The sequence below is a fragment of the Succinivibrio faecicola genome, assembly GCF_019448115.1.
Classification (GTDB): Bacteria; Pseudomonadota; Gammaproteobacteria; order Enterobacterales; family Succinivibrionaceae; genus Succinivibrio; species Succinivibrio faecicola.
The window spans coordinates 43,138-61,284 of record NZ_JAGFNY010000003.1; the positions used below are offsets into that span (position 1 = coordinate 43,138).

16 protein-coding genes are annotated in these 18,147 nt (G+C 34.3%); 12 read left to right on the top strand and 4 right to left on the bottom strand.

Annotated elements, in window-relative coordinates; all coding sequences use genetic code 11:
• Positions 1 to 156: 156 nt before the first annotated feature.
• From J5V48_RS01965 to J5V48_RS01975, 3 genes are read left to right on the top strand one after another with little or no spacing between them, the layout of a single operon-like run.
• Complete coding sequence (locus J5V48_RS01965) at positions 157 to 1,737, top strand: type I restriction-modification system subunit M (RefSeq protein ID WP_219936489.1); 1,581 nt, start codon at positions 157 to 159, stop codon at positions 1,735 to 1,737.
• A gap of 3 nt (positions 1,738 to 1,740) precedes the next feature.
• Positions 1,741 to 3,021: a restriction endonuclease subunit S gene (locus tag J5V48_RS01970; protein ID WP_219936491.1), complete on the top strand. Its 1,281-nt coding sequence runs from the start codon at positions 1,741 to 1,743 to the stop codon at positions 3,019 to 3,021.
• Between the two features lie 14 nt (positions 3,022 to 3,035).
• Positions 3,036 to 6,254, top strand: coding sequence for a type I restriction endonuclease subunit R, EcoR124 family (locus J5V48_RS01975; protein ID WP_219936493.1), 3,219 nt, complete (start codon positions 3,036 to 3,038; stop codon positions 6,252 to 6,254).
• Positions 6,255 to 6,304: 50 nt separating this feature from the next.
• Here J5V48_RS01975 and J5V48_RS01980 read toward each other — a convergent pair whose 3' ends face one another.
• Genes J5V48_RS01980 through J5V48_RS01990 form a run of 3 tightly spaced genes read right to left on the bottom strand, consistent with a single transcriptional unit; the run spans position 6,305 to position 8,414 of the window.
• On the bottom strand, positions 6,305 to 7,219 hold the full coding sequence (locus J5V48_RS01980; RefSeq protein WP_219936495.1) for a site-specific integrase: 915 nt from the start codon (positions 7,217 to 7,219) through the stop codon (positions 6,305 to 6,307).
• 17 nt (positions 7,220 to 7,236) lie between these two features.
• Positions 7,237 to 7,881 (bottom strand): restriction endonuclease subunit S, encoded by a 645-nt coding sequence (locus J5V48_RS01985; RefSeq protein ID WP_336244980.1) that lies wholly within the window; start codon positions 7,879 to 7,881, stop codon positions 7,237 to 7,239.
• A complete protein-coding gene (locus tag J5V48_RS01990; RefSeq protein WP_219936623.1) occupies positions 7,878 to 8,414 on the bottom strand; it encodes a restriction endonuclease subunit S in 537 nt (178 codons plus the stop codon). Before J5V48_RS01990 ends, J5V48_RS01985 begins: the two co-directional genes overlap by 4 nt.
• A gap of 201 nt (positions 8,415 to 8,615) precedes the next feature.
• Between J5V48_RS01990 and J5V48_RS01995 the strand changes: the two genes are divergently transcribed.
• From J5V48_RS01995 to fliR, 8 genes are read left to right on the top strand one after another with little or no spacing between them, the layout of a single operon-like run.
• Positions 8,616 to 10,412 carry a flagellar hook-length control protein FliK gene (locus J5V48_RS01995; protein WP_219936498.1) on the top strand — a complete coding sequence of 599 codons (1,797 nt, stop codon included), beginning with the start codon at positions 8,616 to 8,618 and terminating at the stop codon, positions 10,410 to 10,412.
• 59 nt (positions 10,413 to 10,471) lie between these two features.
• Positions 10,472 to 11,008 (top strand): flagellar basal body-associated FliL family protein, encoded by a 537-nt coding sequence (locus tag J5V48_RS02000; protein ID WP_219936502.1) that lies wholly within the window; start codon positions 10,472 to 10,474, stop codon positions 11,006 to 11,008.
• Between the two features lie 13 nt (positions 11,009 to 11,021).
• Positions 11,022 to 12,068, top strand: a complete 1,047-nt coding sequence (gene fliM / locus J5V48_RS02005; RefSeq protein ID WP_219936505.1) for a flagellar motor switch protein FliM — start codon at positions 11,022 to 11,024, stop codon at positions 12,066 to 12,068.
• Between the two features lie 11 nt (positions 12,069 to 12,079).
• A complete protein-coding gene (gene fliN, locus J5V48_RS02010; RefSeq protein WP_219936509.1) occupies positions 12,080 to 12,481 on the top strand; it encodes a flagellar motor switch protein FliN in 402 nt (133 codons plus the stop codon).
• A 2-nt stretch (positions 12,482 to 12,483) separates the two neighbouring features.
• Positions 12,484 to 12,891, top strand: coding sequence for a FliO/MopB family protein (locus J5V48_RS02015; protein WP_219936512.1), 408 nt, complete (start codon positions 12,484 to 12,486; stop codon positions 12,889 to 12,891).
• Positions 12,878 to 13,720, top strand: coding sequence for a flagellar type III secretion system pore protein FliP (gene fliP / locus J5V48_RS02020; RefSeq protein WP_255557638.1), 843 nt, complete (start codon positions 12,878 to 12,880; stop codon positions 13,718 to 13,720). Before J5V48_RS02015 ends, fliP begins: the two co-directional genes overlap by 14 nt.
• Positions 13,721 to 13,722: 2 nt before the next feature.
• Positions 13,723 to 13,992: a flagellar biosynthesis protein FliQ gene (gene fliQ / locus J5V48_RS02025; RefSeq protein WP_219936514.1), complete on the top strand. Its 270-nt coding sequence runs from the start codon at positions 13,723 to 13,725 to the stop codon at positions 13,990 to 13,992.
• Positions 13,992 to 14,786 carry a flagellar biosynthetic protein FliR gene (fliR, locus tag J5V48_RS02030; RefSeq protein ID WP_219936516.1) on the top strand — a complete coding sequence of 265 codons (795 nt, stop codon included), beginning with the start codon at positions 13,992 to 13,994 and terminating at the stop codon, positions 14,784 to 14,786. Before fliQ ends, fliR begins: the two co-directional genes overlap by 1 nt.
• Position 14,787: 1 nt before the next feature.
• On the opposite strand, the gene ppnN is transcribed toward fliR, so the two are convergent.
• A complete protein-coding gene (gene ppnN / locus J5V48_RS02035; RefSeq protein ID WP_219936520.1) occupies positions 14,788 to 16,158 on the bottom strand; it encodes a nucleotide 5'-monophosphate nucleosidase PpnN in 1,371 nt (456 codons plus the stop codon).
• Between the two features lie 168 nt (positions 16,159 to 16,326).
• Here ppnN and J5V48_RS02040 point away from each other — a divergent pair, with 168 nt between their 5' ends.
• Positions 16,327 to 18,132: an AAA family ATPase gene (locus tag J5V48_RS02040; protein WP_219936522.1), complete on the top strand. Its 1,806-nt coding sequence runs from the start codon at positions 16,327 to 16,329 to the stop codon at positions 18,130 to 18,132.
• Positions 18,133 to 18,147: the final 15 nt, after the last annotated feature.

Below are 18,147 nucleotides of genomic sequence, written 5' to 3' on the forward strand. Positions count from 1 at the left end.
ACTATATTTAAGATAATAAAAAGTGTGAAAAATGTTTTACTGCTCATTACACAGTAAAAGTTTGATACATACGTATAAATCAGATTTATCCGTTTGTAAATTCAAACGTTGAATGGTCTTGTAAAGAAATTTTTTGTTAATTAAAGGTTATTTATTATGGCTACTACTTCATCAGATTTAGGAAAAACACTATGGGCTGCTGCAGATGTACTACGTCAAAAAATGTCAGCTGATGCATATAAGGATTATTTATTAGGCTTAGTTTTCTATAAGGCTCTTTCAGATAAATACCTAATCAAAGTAGTAGATCTTATTGAAAATAGAAAGGATGTATCTTTAGAAGAAGCACAAAAATTATATGAAGATACAGCTCAGAATTCTGAAGACTGGAAAATATTATGCGAAGAGCTACAAAAGGATATGGGCTGCATTATTCTACCTGAGCACACATTCACTGCGTTTTATAATCAGATCAATGAAGGTTCTTTTCTCTTAGAAAATTTAAGTCAGGCATTTAGAAATATAGAACAGTCTCATGGAAACCACTATGATGGTTTATTTGATGATTTTGATATTTCATCAAAAGATCTTGGTAAGAATGTGATGGAATGTAACAAGATGATTTCATCTGTTATCAAAGCATTGGAGGGTATTGATTTTTCACAGTATTCAGATGATGCTTTAGGTGATGCTTATGAATATCTTATTGGCCAGTTTGCTTCTGAATCAGGTAAAAAAGCAGGTGAGTTTTATACCCCTCAGGCAGTTTCAAAACTGATTGCTAAAATTGTTACTCAGGGCAGGGAGAAAAAAGATGGTTTCTCTGTTTACGATCCTTGTTGTGGTTCTGGCTCCCTACTTCTTCAAGTAAAGAATTACATGTATAAACAAGACAATGTAGATTATTCTCGCCTAGTTCATTTCTTTGGACAGGAAATCAACAATCAAACCTATAATTTGGCAAGAATGAACATGATGCTACACAATGTGTCATCAGGTTACCAGCATTTAAATAACGGTAATACACTTTCTTTGGATTGGCCTGTTGATGAACCAACAAATTTTGATGCTTGTACAATGAATCCTCCATATTCATTAAAATGGGATGCCCAGCCTTCACTTATAACTGATGTTAGATTTTCTCGTTACGAAAGATTAGCTCCTAAAAGTGCTGCAGACTATGCTTTCTTATTGCATGGTTTTTATCATTTGAAAACAGATGGTGTTATGGGAATCGTATTACCTCATGGAGTTTTATTTAGAGGATCTGCGGAAGGTACTATTAGACAGCATCTATTAGAAGATGGATCTATTTATGCAGTTATAGGTTTACCAGCTAATCTATTCTTTAATACACCAATTCCAACCTGTGTGATAATTCTTAAAAAGAACAATCCTTCACGAGATGTTTTGTTTATTGATGCTTCTAAAGATTTTGTAAAAGAAAAAACAAGAAACATTTTAACTGATGAAGCTATAGACAAGATATTATTGGCATACAAGGAACGTAAAGATATTGATAAGTATGCACATCTTGCGTCATACAAAGAAATTAAAGAAAACGACTTTAATTTAAATATTCCTCGTTATGTTGATACGTTTGAAGAAGAGGAACCAATCAACATTGAAGATACTTTTAAGGAATTTGAAAATATCTGCAAAGAAGAACATGAATTAAGTAACTCTTTGAATGATTATTTTAAAGAGCTTGGTTTAACCTTTAGAATGGAGGTTTAAGCCATGTCTAATGAAAAGAAAGTACCAAAACTTAGATTTCCTGGTTTCACTGACGCTTGGGAACAGCGTGAGTTTAGAATTTCATTTACAGGACTTCAAAATAACACTCTTTCAAGAGCAAATCTTAATGATGAATATGGAGTTGCCCAGAATATTCATTATGGTGATGTTTTAATAAAATATGGTGAATATATTGATGCATCGAAAACGAACTTGCCGTATATCACGGATACAGATGTAGTAAACAAATTTTATAAGTCTTTTTTGCAAGACGGAGATATTATCTTTGCAGATACGGCAGAAGATGAAACAGTCGGAAAGTGCTGTGAAATCGTGTGTTCTAAAGGCAAAACTCTAATTGCTGGATTACATACAATGGCATTCAGACCAAATGAAAAATATGCTTCTAAATTTCTTGGTTATTATCTAAATTCACCTTCGTACCATGATCAATTGAGACCATTGATGCAAGGAATAAAGGTAACATCTTTATCTAAATCAGCAATGCAAAATACAGTTATGATTGTTCCTAGATCTATTGAAGAACAAGAAAAAATCGGCGAGTATTTTTCAAATTTAGATTCCATTATTACCCTTCAGCAGCGTAAGTGTGAAAATCTAAAAAAACTAAAAAAAGGACTTCTTCAAAAAATGTTTCCAAAAAATGGAAGCAATTTTCCAGAACTTCGTTTTCCTGGATTTACTGACGCTTGGGAACAGCGTAAGTTGGGGAATATTGGTAGCACATATACAGGATTGTCCGGAAAAAACAAAGATGATTTTGGACACGGTGATGCTAAGTTTATTACTTATTTGAATATCTTTAACAACGCAATTGCAGATCCTGAGCAATTAGAAAGTATTGAAATTGATCCTAAGCAAAATGAAATCAAATATGGCGATATCTTCTTTACAACATCTTCAGAAACTCCAGAAGAAGTAGGAATGTCTTCTATTTGGCTTCAAAATCAAGCAAATGTATACCTAAATAGTTTCTGTTTTGGTTACCGTCCCATAATAGATATTGATCCTTATTTCATGGCCTTTAATCTTAGATCTGAATCTATTAGAAAGAAATTTATGTTCCTCGCACAAGGCATTTCAAGGTATAACATTTCTAAAAATAAAGTAATGGAAATGGAAATATGTCTTCCTTGTTTAGCTGAACAAAAAAAGATTGGTGCTTTCTTTTTTAAACTAGATAATCTTATCACCCTTCAGCAGCGTAAGTTAGAATCATTAAAACAATTGAAGAAAGGTTTTCTTCAGCAGATGTTTGTATAGTAAGGATTTTATTTATGTCAGAATTAGAATCAACAATTGAAGAAAAATTAATTAAAGTGCTTACTACTGGAGTTTCTCAGTGGAATTACAGACAAGATTTAAAAAATGAGAACGATTTGTGGAATAACATTCGAGAAAAATTGAATGCTTCAAATGCTAATAAGCTAAATGGTGTTCTCATTACTGATTTTGAAATGGAGCAAATAAAGGAATTTATTAAAACTCAGGCTGAATCTCCTTTTAAGGCTGGTACTTGGCTGTCAGGAGAGAATGGTTTAGCTCAAATTCCATTAAAACGAGAAGATGCAAAACAAGGAAGTATCAGCTTAGATGCAATTGATAATCGCCAAATTAAGGGAGGAAATTCCTCCTATGAAGTGATAAATCAATACGTTGCTTTTAGGGATGATAGTAAGGATAGAAATAGACGTTTTGATGTTACTCTTCTTATCAATGGTTTTCCTATGATCCATATTGAACTTAAAAACCAGGATCACAGTATAGATGAGGCCTTTAATCAAATAAAAAAATACTCTGGGGAGGGTAAATTTAGAGGTTTGTTTGGTCTTGTTCAAATGTTTGTTGTATCAAATGGAACAGATACAAAATACATTGCGGCTGCAACTCATGATAAGTTGAATAAAAAATTTCTAATTTCTTGGGTAGATAAGGACAACCATAGAGTTGATGATTATTTAAGTTTTGCTCAGCATGCGTTAAATATACCATGTGCTCACGAATTGGTTGGAAAGTATAGTATGCTCGATGCAAACACAAAATCATTGCTTCTATTGAGACCATATCAGATCCATGCAATTGAGGCTGTAAAAGAAGCAAGTGTACATCCTGATCCGAAAATGAGATCTGGTTTTGTGTGGCATACAACAGGTTCAGGCAAAACAATTACATCTTTTAATGTAACTCGAAATCTTCTTGATATTCCAAGCATTGATAAAGCTATTTTTTTAGTTGACAGAAAGGATCTAGATCAGCAGACTACTTTAAGTTTTAAGTCTTACGCAGAAAGTACTGGTGATCAGATTTTTGAAACAGAGAACACTAAGTATCTTGAAAAGGCTTTAAAAAGTAAGGACAGAATTGTAATTGTTGCAACCAGACAGAAGATGGATTGCTTGTTAGAAAAATGCAAGAAAGCAATTGCAAATGGTGATGAATCAGCTTATTACTATAAAACAGCAATGAAGATCAAAGAGAAGAATGTTGCTTTTGTAGTAGATGAATGCCATAGAGCAATAAGTGACCAATCAAAAAGAATTATATCTGAATTCTTTGATACACAATTTAAAAAATCATTGTGGTATGGATTTACTGGAACTCCTATTTTCAAAGAAAACAAAAAAGCCGAATGTGGTCAGGCAGCAAGAACAACAGAGCAACAGTATGGAAGATGTCTTCATAAGTACACCATTAAAGAAGCTCTTCATGACAAAGCTGTATTAGGTTTTCAGGTACAGAGTTCTGGGTTTTCTAGACAGGAACTAGAAGATATTGCAGATCAACTAGATTTAGGAAAAGATTCTGATTTTATTGAAAAGGCTGATAGAGCAGACTTAGAAGATAAAGTATTAAAAGCGTTTAAGGCTAAATCGGAAAACAAAAATTTCTATGATTCTCCACAGCATAGAGAGCAAGTAATAGATTATATCTGCAATAAATCAGTTGACTTGTTTAGATTAAAAGAACCTAATGGCGAAACTTTTGAAGCCATATTAACTTGTTCAAGTATTGCAGAAGCTCAGAAATATTATATTGAGTTTAAGGATTTTATTTCGAAGGGGAGAATAAAAGAAAAGATAAAACGTTTAAAGCCTGATTTCCCAAAAATTGCAATTACGTACTCAGTTTCTGAAAATGATGAATCTTCTGAAGTAAATCAAAATATGATGAAAGCATATCTAGAAGATTACAACAAGATGTTTGACACAAAATGGACATTAGAAAACATTGCTTCATATAATTCGGATCTTAATGCACGTCTTGCAAGAAAAAGTGGAAAATACAAGGTGAGAAAGGAGCAGTTAGATTTAGTAATAGTTGTTGATAGACTGTTAACAGGTTTTGATGCACCTTGTTTGTCAACATTATTTATTGATAGACAACCTATGAGCCCTCAAGGAATAATTCAAGCTTTTTCAAGAACTAATAGAATATATTCAGATAAAAAATCTTGGGGCCACATTGTTACATTCCAAACTCCTGCAATGTTTAAGAAAGCCTTTGATAAAGCTCTTGACTTATATTCGAATGGAGGAGGTAATTATGTTCAAGCTCCATCTTATGAAGAGTGTAAAGATAGGCTTATTACAGCTTTAGCTGAATTAAAAGCTTATAAAGAAAATCCTCAGGATATTGAAATTTCTTCAAGTACAGATAAATCTGAACTTAAGAAATTTGCATCACTTTTCCAGCGATTTGATAAAGCCTTAGCAGCAGTGCAAACATATGAGGAGTGGTCATCGGAGGCTGAGAAATATATTAGTAGAGAATCATCAAATGATGTTACAAATGAAAATCATAGTGATGATAATGAAATAAATAATTATCAGGAATTACAAGAAACTGATATAGGGGTAATTTTAAAAGGAATTACTGGTCTTACTGTCTCTCAAAAAGAACTAGATACTTATACTGGTAAATACCATAATGTTATTGAAGAAATTAAAAATCGCGAAGATTCAGATGATCCAATTGAACTTGATATTAACTATGAATTGGAATCAGTTAACCAGACACAAATTGATTACAGTTATCTCATAGCGTTAATGCAGAAATATGTTCCTGCTTCAGATGAGGATACCATAAGACAGATTAATGATCCTTCCATAGAAAAATATATTACAAATATGGAAGTAAAAAATCGTAAGCTGGGAGAGGTTATTCGCGGAATTTGGGAGCAGATAAAAACGGAACCTTCACAGTTCAGAGGTAAACAAGTAATCCATGTAATAAATGACAAAATTGATTTAATTATTAACGAGAAAATTGAGTCATTTTGTAATGAATGGTGTGTTGAAAGAACTGATATGAGATACTTTTCAAAGTACTACTCCAAGGAAATAGGTCTTGAAATCTCGAATATGGATAAATTCTGCTATTTTGATGAGTATGTTGCTAAAGGAGGAACATTATCAAAGCTTCGCTACAGAAAATTAGTAAGAGAAAAAGCAGAATCTTTGATTGCTGAAGAAATTTTACCTTTAAGACAAAGGTAGTGTAGTAAGTAATAAGATTCTAAAAATCAGCAGCGTATTTTTTTTAGATCTTAAAGACTTGCTAACGATCTCATAACAATATCTACATCTTTATTCTCAAGTTCTTGAATAATATGTAGATATGTTTTCTGCGTAGTGTTCATACTAGCGTGGCCAAGTCTTCTGGCAACGCTAGCAATTGATACTCCAGCAAACAACAATAAAGAAGCATGTGTATGTCTTAGACCGTGAATCGATATAACAGGTATTTTGGCTAACCTGCATTTACGTGCAAGAAGATCGTTAATTGTTGAGTTATAAAGCCTTGTTCCTTCTTTAACAAAGATGGGTTTGTCTTCTGGTAAGTTTTTTATCAATTCTGAGAATTGAACAATGGTTTGCCAATCAATCTGAATTTTTCTTACAGAAGATTTATTTTTTGTTGGTTGGTAACCTCCTTCCCCCTTGTAATCCCACGTTTTATCAATAGATAGAAGTTGATGAGCAAAATCGAAATCTTTTGGAGTAAGAGCAATAGCTTCCGAAAATCTCAATCCTGTTTTTGCTATCAATTGAATGAGCCAATCAGAATTTATGGTACTTCCAAGATCCAATACAGAAAGTAAGGAGTGCAGCTCAAACTGGCTTAAAAACTTAGGCTTTTTAGAACGAGATACTTTACCTTTGATGATAGCTTTTCGAGTAGGATCATGTTCAATCAATCCTTCATCTAAAGCATCCATGATTGCACCTTTGAGTTGATGATGAAAATCCATTGTTGTTTGTTTTTCGTGAACTTCTGCATAGTCATTTAATAGTTTTTGATATACATTTCTTGTCATTTCAAAAACTTTTATGTTTGGAATCAACTTCTTTAACCATTGAAGTGTCATTTTATATTTATTGAGCGTTACTTTTCTTATGGCTCCATCTTTATAAATGGAAATCCATTTTTCATAATATTCATAAAAAAGTGCAGTTTTCATAGTTGAAACTCCTTACTTTATGTTATTTGGAAAATATACTTACGCTGCTGAAGGGTGATAAGATTATCTAGTTTAAAAAAGAAAGCACCAATCTTTTTTTGTTCAGCTAAACAAGGAAGACATATTTCCATTTCCATTACTTTATTTTTAGAAATGTTATACCTTGAAATGCCTTGTGCGAGGAACATAAATTTCTTTCTAATAGATTCAGATCTAAGATTAAAGGCCATGAAATAAGGATCAATATCTATTATGGGACGGTAACCAAAACAGAAACTATTTAGGTATACATTTGCTTGATTTTGAAGCCAAATAGAAGACATTCCTACTTCTTCTGGAGTTTCTGAAGATGTTGTAAAGAAGATATCGCCATATTTGATTTCATTTTGCTTAGGATCAATTTCAATACTTTCTAATTGCTCAGGATCTGCAATTGCGTTGTTAAAGATATTCAAATAAGTAATAAACTTAGCATCACCGTGTCCAAAATCATCTTTGTTTTTTCCGGACAATCCTGTATATGTGCTACCAATATTCCCCAACTTACGCTGTTCCCAAGCATACGTTATTTGTTCATGAAAAAGTCTGAAAACTTGTTTCATTTTTATGAATATTGTTTTTTCACTATTTAATAATTTTAAGGCTAAATATTCATTTTTCACTTACGCAGCTGAAGGGTAATAAGGTTATCTAGTATTGAAAAATAGTCGCCTATTTTCTTTTGCTCATGAGAAGATGGAATTGCAACAACTAGTTCTTTAATTATTTGTGCTGATAAATTTCCTTGTCCACCTTGGAGAAACGTTGCGATAATATTGCTCTTTTCTTTTCTGAACCACTCTACCAAAAAATCTGCATTTATATCCTTGTTAGGCAACAATGCCAATATAGCTTGATTTATTGCACCATCAAGTCTTGCACGACTTACTTCACCACTTGTGGCTCCATATAGTGCATATAAAATATCCCCTTTATGAACCATCTTAGCGGATGAATTATCCATACCTAATTTTGTAATATTCAATTCAGTTTTGTCATTATTAATTTCACCTGAACGAATGAATGGTATGTCTCCATCGTAATATTCAGCTGTTCCTGATTTTGGTGTTCCCCCAGAGTATGAAGTTACTAATTCTGAAACCTTACGCTGTTCCCAAGCAATGACAAGAAAATAAATTTCATATCTAATGGTTATTCGATGTAATCAACAAACTGTAGTATTATTTTTTCACTTCTTAGATTCCATTTTTATGAATTAAAACAACCCACCTTATAAATTGGCACCACATTTGCATAATAAAAACTTAGGATAAACTTTGAGTTTATCTTTAAGTGGATAAAATACTGATAATAAATAAAAATTTACTATCTGAAGCGAAATAAAGAGGAATGTGGTATGCAAATAATTGCCTCTACGCAGAATGAAAAATTGTTAAATCTTGCCACTTCTGCCAGTGATAGAAATACTGACAGATCATCAGGTATGGATTTTTCATATCTTTTCAATCTAGCCAAGACTAGTGACTCAATAAATGCTTCTCCTGTAAAGCAGCAAAACAAAGCTACTCGTACTGATAGAAATACTCAGAGTCTTTATGGTGAGAATAAAAAAGATCTTTCTGTAATAAAAAAAGAAAACACAGTAACTTTCAAGCAAGGAAATATTGCAAGAAAGAGTAGTTCTTCTGAGACTTCATCTCGATATGAGAAGTTGGATCAGGATGTTTTAAATAAGAACAAATCTGATCCATTCAAAAATTTTAATGAATCTGATGAATGTAAAGAAATAAAAGAACAAGCAAAAATAATTTGTGAAGATGAGGTAAACAACGATGCTATTACTGATCAAGAGAATAATCAGGCAGTACAGGGGCAGATACTAAACAACTATAAACTGCTTGAAACACCAAAAATATATGCAGATGTGCAGGCAGAATCAAGACCAATTACAGAAGAGGATATTGAACTTCTAGAGTCTTTAAAAAACGCAGAAAACATGAACCCTGATGAAATATCTGATCCTAAAACAGAATCCTTAACAGATATCTTTTTAAAGTCTACTTTAAAGATTAAAGAAGAGGACGAGGTTGATGAAGAGCAGACTGATGAAGAGACTGAAGAAAAAACAGCTGATACAGTTGCAGACAACGCAAAGAAGCTTGCAATAAAGGATCCTTCATCAACTGATAAGACTTTAAAGTCACAGATAGCATCTATGCTAACTGAACTTAATGCTGAATCTGTTGAGGTCGTAGATAAAATTGATACAGCACAGAGTATCAATGACGATGAGTTTGGTGCAAAGACCTTTGAAGCAATTGAAGATTCAATTATAGCTTCAATGGAGCTTGAAGAGAATTCACACAACATCGAGAAAGAAGAGCTTCTCCCTGAAGAGAATGAGGTTAGCGAGTTTAAAAAGTCTCTTGATATATTAAAAGCTGCTGTAAAGGGAAGTGATTCAGAGACAGATGTAAGTGAAGAGTCTTTAGCATCAGATGAGTTTGCAAATCCTGATGAAAATACTGCTAACACTAAAGATGCTGACAGAAACACAATTGTCCTTCGTGATCAGAAGAATGCTGATTCATTAAAAGGCAGTAACGGATCTTCATCAAAGGATAGTGGTTCATCACTTGGTGGGAACCAGAATCATACATCTGCAAGCGCATTTATTAAGGAGATGAATGCAAAGAGTGCAACTACTCAGAGTACTCATTCATCATTCTCAACACTTTTAATGTCATCTAATCTAAAGCAAAATGCTCAGCAGATAACAGAATCCGTTATGAAGATGGCTGCAAAAAACCTAAAGAGCGTTAATATCCAGCTGTCTCCTGAAGGTATGGGTAAGCTCAAAATAAGCATTGATATGACAAAATCAGATGAGGTTGCATCTGTATCAATCAGTGCAAGCAATCAGGCAACAAAGCAGTTAGTCGAGCAGGGGCTTACCGATCTTAAAGAGAGACTGATGGCAAATGACATCAAGGCTGATCCTAGAGTTGAAGAGTACAGCGAGCAGGAGCAGTCAGGTCATCAAAAAGAGCAGTCAGAAAAAAATTCTGATGATCACAAAAAAGAGCACAATTTAGCTGACAATGACGAAAATATCGAGTTTATTGATGATAATCTCAGCTTTGAAAGTCTAATTAACTCACAAAATATAGACTTTATGAACAAATTTGCATAAAAAATCAAATAATTATTTGATGCAATATGCCATAATAAAAGAAAAGCATGGAGAGTCCTATGGCAGCGAATGAAAAAGATGATAACCTTGAAGAAGCAAAGCCAAGCAAAAAGAAGAAATTTTTAATGCTTATTCTGCTAGTTCTTCTACTGCTTGGTATATCAGCAGGTGGTCTTTTTGTTTATGAAAAATTCTTTAACGACAAAAATGAAGGCCCAACTCCAGAGGAGATTGCTGCTAAGAAGGCTAAAGAGGAGCTTGAGCAACGCCTTTTACAAAAAGAGATTTATGTTCCTTTAGGGGCTCCTTTTACTTATACTGTTAAAGGAGAGCGCCGAACCCATAACGGTCAGTTAGAACTTGTATTGGTTGTTATCGGTGAAGAAAACGAGGCCTTAGCTAAAAAGCATCTTGTACTTCTAAATTCAGTTGTGTTTGATAAGCTTTCAGCTCAGACTTATGAATCATTGCTTCTTCCTACAGGACGAAACAGACTGAAAAGAGAATTACTAGATGCAGTACGTGCACGTATGACTGAGGTTGCAAAAGCACCAGTCGTAGAGCAGATACTGTTTACAAGCTTTGTTTTACAGTAATGGAGCTTAATCTGTGACAGAATATTTAACACAGGATGAAATTGACGCCCTTCTGCATGGTGCAGATGATGTAGAGCCAGAAGTTCCCCAGGACACCTCGGGTATTAAATCCTTTGACTTTGGCTCTCAGGAACGTATTGTCCGTGGTCGTATGCCAACACTTGAGCTTGTTGACGAACGATTTGCAAGACATATGCGTATCAGTCTTTTCAACATGATGAGACATTCTGCTGAAGTTACCTGGACTGGCGTTAATATGATGAAATTTGGTGAGTACGTACAGGGTCTGTATGTGCCTACCTCTTTGAACATGGTCCGTTTCAGACCATTGAAGGGTACAGCTTTAATTACTCTTGAATCAAAGCTTGTATTCATTATGGTGGAAAACTTCTTTGGTGGTGAAGGACGATTCAGAACCAAGATTGAAGGTCGTGAATTTACACCAACTGAAAGACGTATTATTCAGAAACTTTTAAAGATGGTGTTTGCCGATTACAAGGAAGCCTGGGCTCCTGTAATGGACGTTGAGTTTGAGTACTTGGACTCTGAAGTTAACCCATCTATGGCTAACATTGTAAGCCCATCAGAAGTTCTTGTTGTTAATCAGTTCCATATCGATCTTGATGGTGGTGGCGGTGATTTGCACATCTGCTTCCCATACTCAATGATTGAACCTATCAGAGAGCTTTTAGATGCTGGTGTTCAGTCAGATAAGGGTGATACCGATGTCCGCTGGAACAAAGCTCTGCGTGAAGAGGTTATGGATGTTAATGTTGATATGAGAGTAAAGCTTTTAGATACTCTTGTGTCACTAAGAGATATCATGAACTTTAAGGTCGGTGATGTTCTTAATGTTGAAATTCCGCCAAATCTATTAGTATATATTGAAGATCTGCCAAGCTATCATGCAAAGCTTGGCCAGGTCAAAGACAAGATGGCAATTAAAATCTCTGAGGTTCTAGAAAGACCTAAGAGTGTTAAGAATGATTTAAGCTTCATTAAAGGCAATAATATTTCTGTTGCGGATGATGATGATGTTGAAGAATTTGATGATGATTAGCAGGTAGTATTATGTCAGATGATCAGAAATTAGCAGACGAGTGGGCAGCAGCCTTAGGCGCTCAGGAAGGGGCAGGTCAGATTGAAGGTGTTGCTGTAGAGCAGTTCGATGAGGACAGTTCTTCTGCAAAGGCTCCTTTATCTGTTGAAGAGAGAAAAAAGCTTGATTCAATTCTTGATATTCCTGTAACCATTACTATGGAAGTTGGCCATGCAAAGATTTCTATTAGAAATTTACTGCAGTTAAACCAGGGCTCTGTAATTGAGCTTGAAAGATTAGCTGGTGAACCATTAGATGTTCTGGTTAACGGTACTCTAATCGCTCATGGTGAAGTGGTTGTTGTTAACGACAAGTTCGGTATCCGTTTAACAGACGTTATCTCACAGGTCGAAAGAATCAAGAAGTTGCAGTAATTATGAGAAGAATTATAAGCATTGCACTAATGCTTGTGTCAGCATCTGTTTATGCTGATGAAACTGCAACAAACAGGGGGCTAGTTTCATCAGCTAATATCGTTTCATGGATTACATCTACCTTTGTAATCCTTTTTATTATCCTGATATTGGCTTATCTTCTGAAAAAGACACGTTTTGGTCGAATTAATACTGGTGATCTCAGAATTGAAAATCAGCTTTTTTTAGGCCCAAAACAAAAGATTATGGTGGTAAATGCCTATGGAAGAAAAGTGCTGTTAGGCGTTACAGTCAATCAGATAAATTATCTTACAGATCTGGATACAAACAAGTCTGATTTTGAGTCTCTTTTAAAAGGATCTGCACAGATAAACGATAAGCCTCAAGAGAGTAGCGATGATACTGAGTAAAGAAAACTATATGGGCAATACAAAAGCCATCATCAAAAGGTTAGCTTCATTAAAGAAAACTTTCTTTGTAAGCCTTTGTCTTACAGTTTTCTTTGGCTCAATACTTTGCTTTTCTCAAAGCGCTTATGCAGAGAATACTCTTGATATATCAGCTTTTACTGTAAAGACAAATCCTGATGGTACTCAGGATTACTCATTGTCATTGCAGGTTGTCATCCTGATGACGCTTCTGTCCTTTCTACCATCAATACTTGTGATGATGACGTCTTTTACAAGAATTATTATTGTTCTCTCTATTTTAAGACAGGCTATCGGTCTTCAGACAGCCCCATCAAACCAGGTGCTGGTAGGTATCTCTCTTTTCCTGACACTTTTTGTCATGACACCTGTTTTTGACGATATCTATACCCAGGCTATAGAGCCTTATATGCAGGAGAAAATTCAGGCTAGAGAAGCTTTGCAGATAGGTCAGAAACCAATACACAAGTTCATGATAAATCAGACAAGAATGTCCGATCTGAGCGCATTTAGTGAATTTGCCAATATAAAAATTGATAAGCTTGAAGATGTACCAATGAGAGTACTTATTCCTGCTTTCGTGGTAAGTGAACTTAAGACAGCCTTCCAGATTGGTTTTATGCTGTTCTTGCCATTTTTGATTATCGATCTTGTTGTAGCTTCCATTCTTATGGCCATGGGTATGATGATGCTCTCGCCTATGCTCGTATCGTTGCCATTCAAGCTTATGCTGTTTGTTCTTGTAGATGGCTGGGCTCTTATTATGGGAACGCTCATGAGTAGTTTTGGTCTTGGAACGGCCGGAGGGTAGAGATGGAACCAGAGATTTTTGTTGATATCGTCCGTCAGGCATTAGGCCTTGTTGCTATTCTTGTAAGTGCCAGTATTGTCCCTTCACTTGTGGTTGGTCTTTGTGTATCTATTTTCCAGGCTGCAACCTCAATCAATGAACAGACATTATCCTTTCTTCCAAGATTGCTTGTGACTGTTGGCGCTCTGATGTTCGGATCACACTGGGGTCTTGAAAAGCTGATGTCTTTTTTCAGATCCATTATTGATATGATACCTCAGGTTATCAGCTGATGAATTTTCTTGAGCCTATAACTTTAGCTGCAGTAGCCCAGATTGTGTGGCCACTTTGCAGAATAAGTGCTTTTTTAGCCACTATGATGGTTATCTCTGGAAATTCCTTTCCTATGATGACTAGAGCTCTTTTATCATTAGCTGTTACAGTCTGTTTTCTTCCATCAATTCCAAATCTTCCTGCAGATGCAGCCCCGTTTTCAGCTCCAGGAATTCTTACGACAATAAAAGAAGTCCTTATAGGCCTTTGTATGGGACTTGCAACTTTGCTAATTTCTCAGGCTTTTATTGTTGCAGGTCAGACCATTGCAATGCAGACAGGTTTAGGTTTTGCCTCCCTTATCGATCCTGTATCAGGTACAAATACAGCTGTAGTAGGTCAGTTTTTTACAGTTCTTTGTACACTGGTATTTTTCAGTGTTAACGGTCATCTTATTTTCTTCAGGCTTCTTTTATTAAGCTTTGAAGTTTTACCAATAGGAAGTTTTCTTCCAGCTCAGGGGCTAAACGAATTTTTATTTTTCTTTGGCTCAATGTTTACAGCAGGTCTTGCGATGGCTTTAACTGCTGTATGCACCATGTTGGTTGTTAATTTTACATTAGGTGTTATGACAAAGGCAGCACCTCAGCTAAATGTCTTTTCTTTAGGTTTTGCAATTTCAATGGTTGTTGGTATGTTCGTTCTTATCTTCTCATTAAATGCATTTATGAGTAATTTTACGAACAACTTTAATGACGTGTTTGATGCAACCTGTGCCCTGATAGGCACAAGCTGCGATGGAGTATTAAGATAGGCTATTCAAAGGTATAGCAAGGCTTGTATTCTTTTTGTGACAGTAAAATACGATGCTGCTTTATGAAATTCTCAAGAAGTTTTCCAAGCTCATCGATAATCATCTTGTCACCATGAAGAACAAAAGGTCCGTTCTTCTTGACTGCCTGAATACCATAATCTTTAACATTACCTGCAACAATGCCAGAAAATGCACTTCTTAAGTTTGCTGCAAGTTTCCACTCTTCCTGTTCTTTTGTAAGATTTAAAGATGACATGAATTCATGAGTTACAGTATTTGCTATCTGAAGTTCATAAGGAATTTTCATAGTCCAGTTAAAGCAGTAAGAATCATGTGTAATGGTTCTATGATCAAATACTGATTCATTGTTCTTTTTAACCTTGTTTGCCACAGCTACAGGATCATCGATAATCAGATCGTAGTATCTTGTAATTTCCTTGCCAAAACATGTGATGAGAAAATCTTCAAGTGCTTTGAAATATTCTTCACTTTGTTTGTTACCTGTGAGAATTAAAGGTATGAAATTATGTTTATTCTCAGGATGTAACTTTATAGAAAGAATATATAAAAGCTCTTCAGCTGTACCTGGTCCACCAGGGAAGATAATAAGAGTATGACCAAGACGCACAAATGCTTCAAGTCTCTTTTCAATGTCAGGCAGAATAATAAGATCATCTACCATTGTATTTGGCGGTTCAGCTGCAATAATGGATGGCTCTGTAAGACCAATTAGTCTGCATTTTTCCTGAGCGCATTGTTGAGAATATCCCTGCAGTGATCCTTTCATTGGAGCTTCCATTACACCAGGTCCGCATCCTGTGCAGATATCGATATAACGAAGTCCCATTTCAAAGCCTACTTTGTATGCATAATCATATTCTTCCTTACAGATAGAATGACCACCCCAGCACACAGCAATGTTTGGTTTTGCACCAGCCTTTAAAACCTGTGCATTTCTTAAAATAATAAAAATAAGATGGGTTATATAATCAGATTCATCATCAAACTGGCTTTTTACAGACGCATTGAGCAATGATGAAAGATTTGTTAACTGAATAATATCTCTTAAAACTGAATACAGATGATTTCTTAATTTTTTTATTACAATTCCATCAACAATTGCACTTTCAGGAGGATTAACAAGCTCTAGCTTTAAACCTCTTTCATTTCTAATGATGTTAATTTCAAAATCTTTTGAGTTTTCAAGCAGATCGGCTGAATTATCAGTGATATTACCTGAATTTAAAACTGCAAGTGAACAGTTTCTGTATAGTTCATAAAGCTCTCCTTTTCCTGATAAAGAAATAGCGTCAGCTTCATTTTTTGTTAAAAGTGCCATTGAACCAACTGGCCATACATCAACTACACTCATAAAAATCCTTTATTATCAAATACATTTCTTTTTACAGTATAGATAAGAATTGTTAAGAATGTTATGTTCTATGTTAAGAAAATGCTATTAATTCAATATTAAATTTTTTTGAAACTAAATGCTTTTAAGCTAAAATATAGAAAGTAAACAAAAATACGGATAAAGACTATGAGTGATAAATGCTTTAAACAACTGCCTATAGGAAATGAGAATTTTGCTTATATCATTCAAAATGGTGGTTATTATATTGATAAGACCTCCTATATAAAAAAAGTATTTACCAATCTCTCTCCAGTGATCCTTTTCACAAGACCAAGACGTTTTGGAAAAACTCTATTAATGGATATGTTCAAATCCTTTTTAAGAGTTGCACCAGATGGATCTTCAAACAGAGAGTATAAAGAAAAACTCTTTGATGGTCTTGAGATTCTAAATGATAAAGAATTTACAGATAAATACCTAGGACAGTTTCCTGTTATTTCTATTACACTTAAAAACGTATATGGTGATACATTCACAGAAGCTTATGAAGCTTTTGCCTATGTGATATCTAATTTATCTAGTGAATTTGATTTTTTACATGAAAGTAATAAGCTATTAGATTCAGAAAAAGAATCATTAAGAATACTACAGAATGTTAATCAGTTACGTTCATTAAATAATAGCTTTTATATAAAAAACTTTTTAGAATTCTTATCAAACTGTCTTTATAAACACTATTCAAAAAAAGTCATTATCCTGATTGATGAATATGATGTACCTTTAGCAAAGGCTTCTGAAAAAGGTTACCACGATAAGATGGTGACTTTGATGACTTCATTTTTTAATGTAATGAAAAATAATTTTTATGCAAATGAAAAAGCAGATTTGCCTATAGAAAAGATAGTACTCACTGGCTGTTTAAAGGTAGCAAAGAACAGTATTTTTACAGGTGTAAACAATCTTTATGTGAATACAATTCTGTCTGAAAGTCCATCATTTGATTCAATGATAGGCTTTACAAAAGATGAGACTGTAAAGATATTAAAGGACTATGAACTTGATGATTACTTTCCTTTTGTAAAAGAGAATTATGATGGCTACAGATTCAATAAAAAGGAAATGTTCTGTCCATGGGTTTTAGTCTCTTTTATTAAAGATGCCATAGAAAAGAAATCACAGAATATCAAGGTAAATGCACCAAACTACTGGATAAACTCAACCTCAAGTAATGCATTATTGTCATATGTTGGATATCTTACAGATGAAGATAATGAGAATATGCAAAAGCTTATGGATGGTGAGTGTATAGAGACAACCATCAATGATTCAATGAACCATGATGATTTATCGATGCACAAAGCTGAGGATTTCTACACATTATTACTTTTTACAGGATATCTTACAGTAGATAGCTACAGAACAGAGAATATTGCTGGAGAAGATAAGACCATCTATTCACTAAAGATACCAAATAAAGAAATCAGAAAATGCTTTATACAAAATATCAATGCTCACTTTGATGCAGTAGTAAATCAAGGAGAGAATAAGGCAAAGCTTATTGCAAACGAATTGTTCGAAGGTGAATGTGAAAGTGCATCAGAAAATATCTCTGACCTTCTTAGCTCCTATGTATCTATAAGAGACTTTGCAACAAAGGCAAAACCTGAGAACTTCTATCATGGATTCTTATCAGGAGTATTTACAAACTGTTCTAACTTCATAACTGACTTTAAATCAAACAGTGAATTAGGTGATGGCTATGCTGATTTAATATTCATGGATAAAAGAAGGAAGAAAGTAGTTATCCTTGAGATTAAAGTATCAAAAAGCGATGATGATTTTGAACAGGACACAAATGATGCTCTTTTACAGATAGAAAAGAAAAAGTATTACGAGCCATTTGTAAGAAAAGTTACCATAAATACTATCTATTGTTACGGCATAAGCTTCTATAATAAGCAGTGCTATATTGCAGGTAAAAAAATAAAGTAAAAGTGAAGATATTAA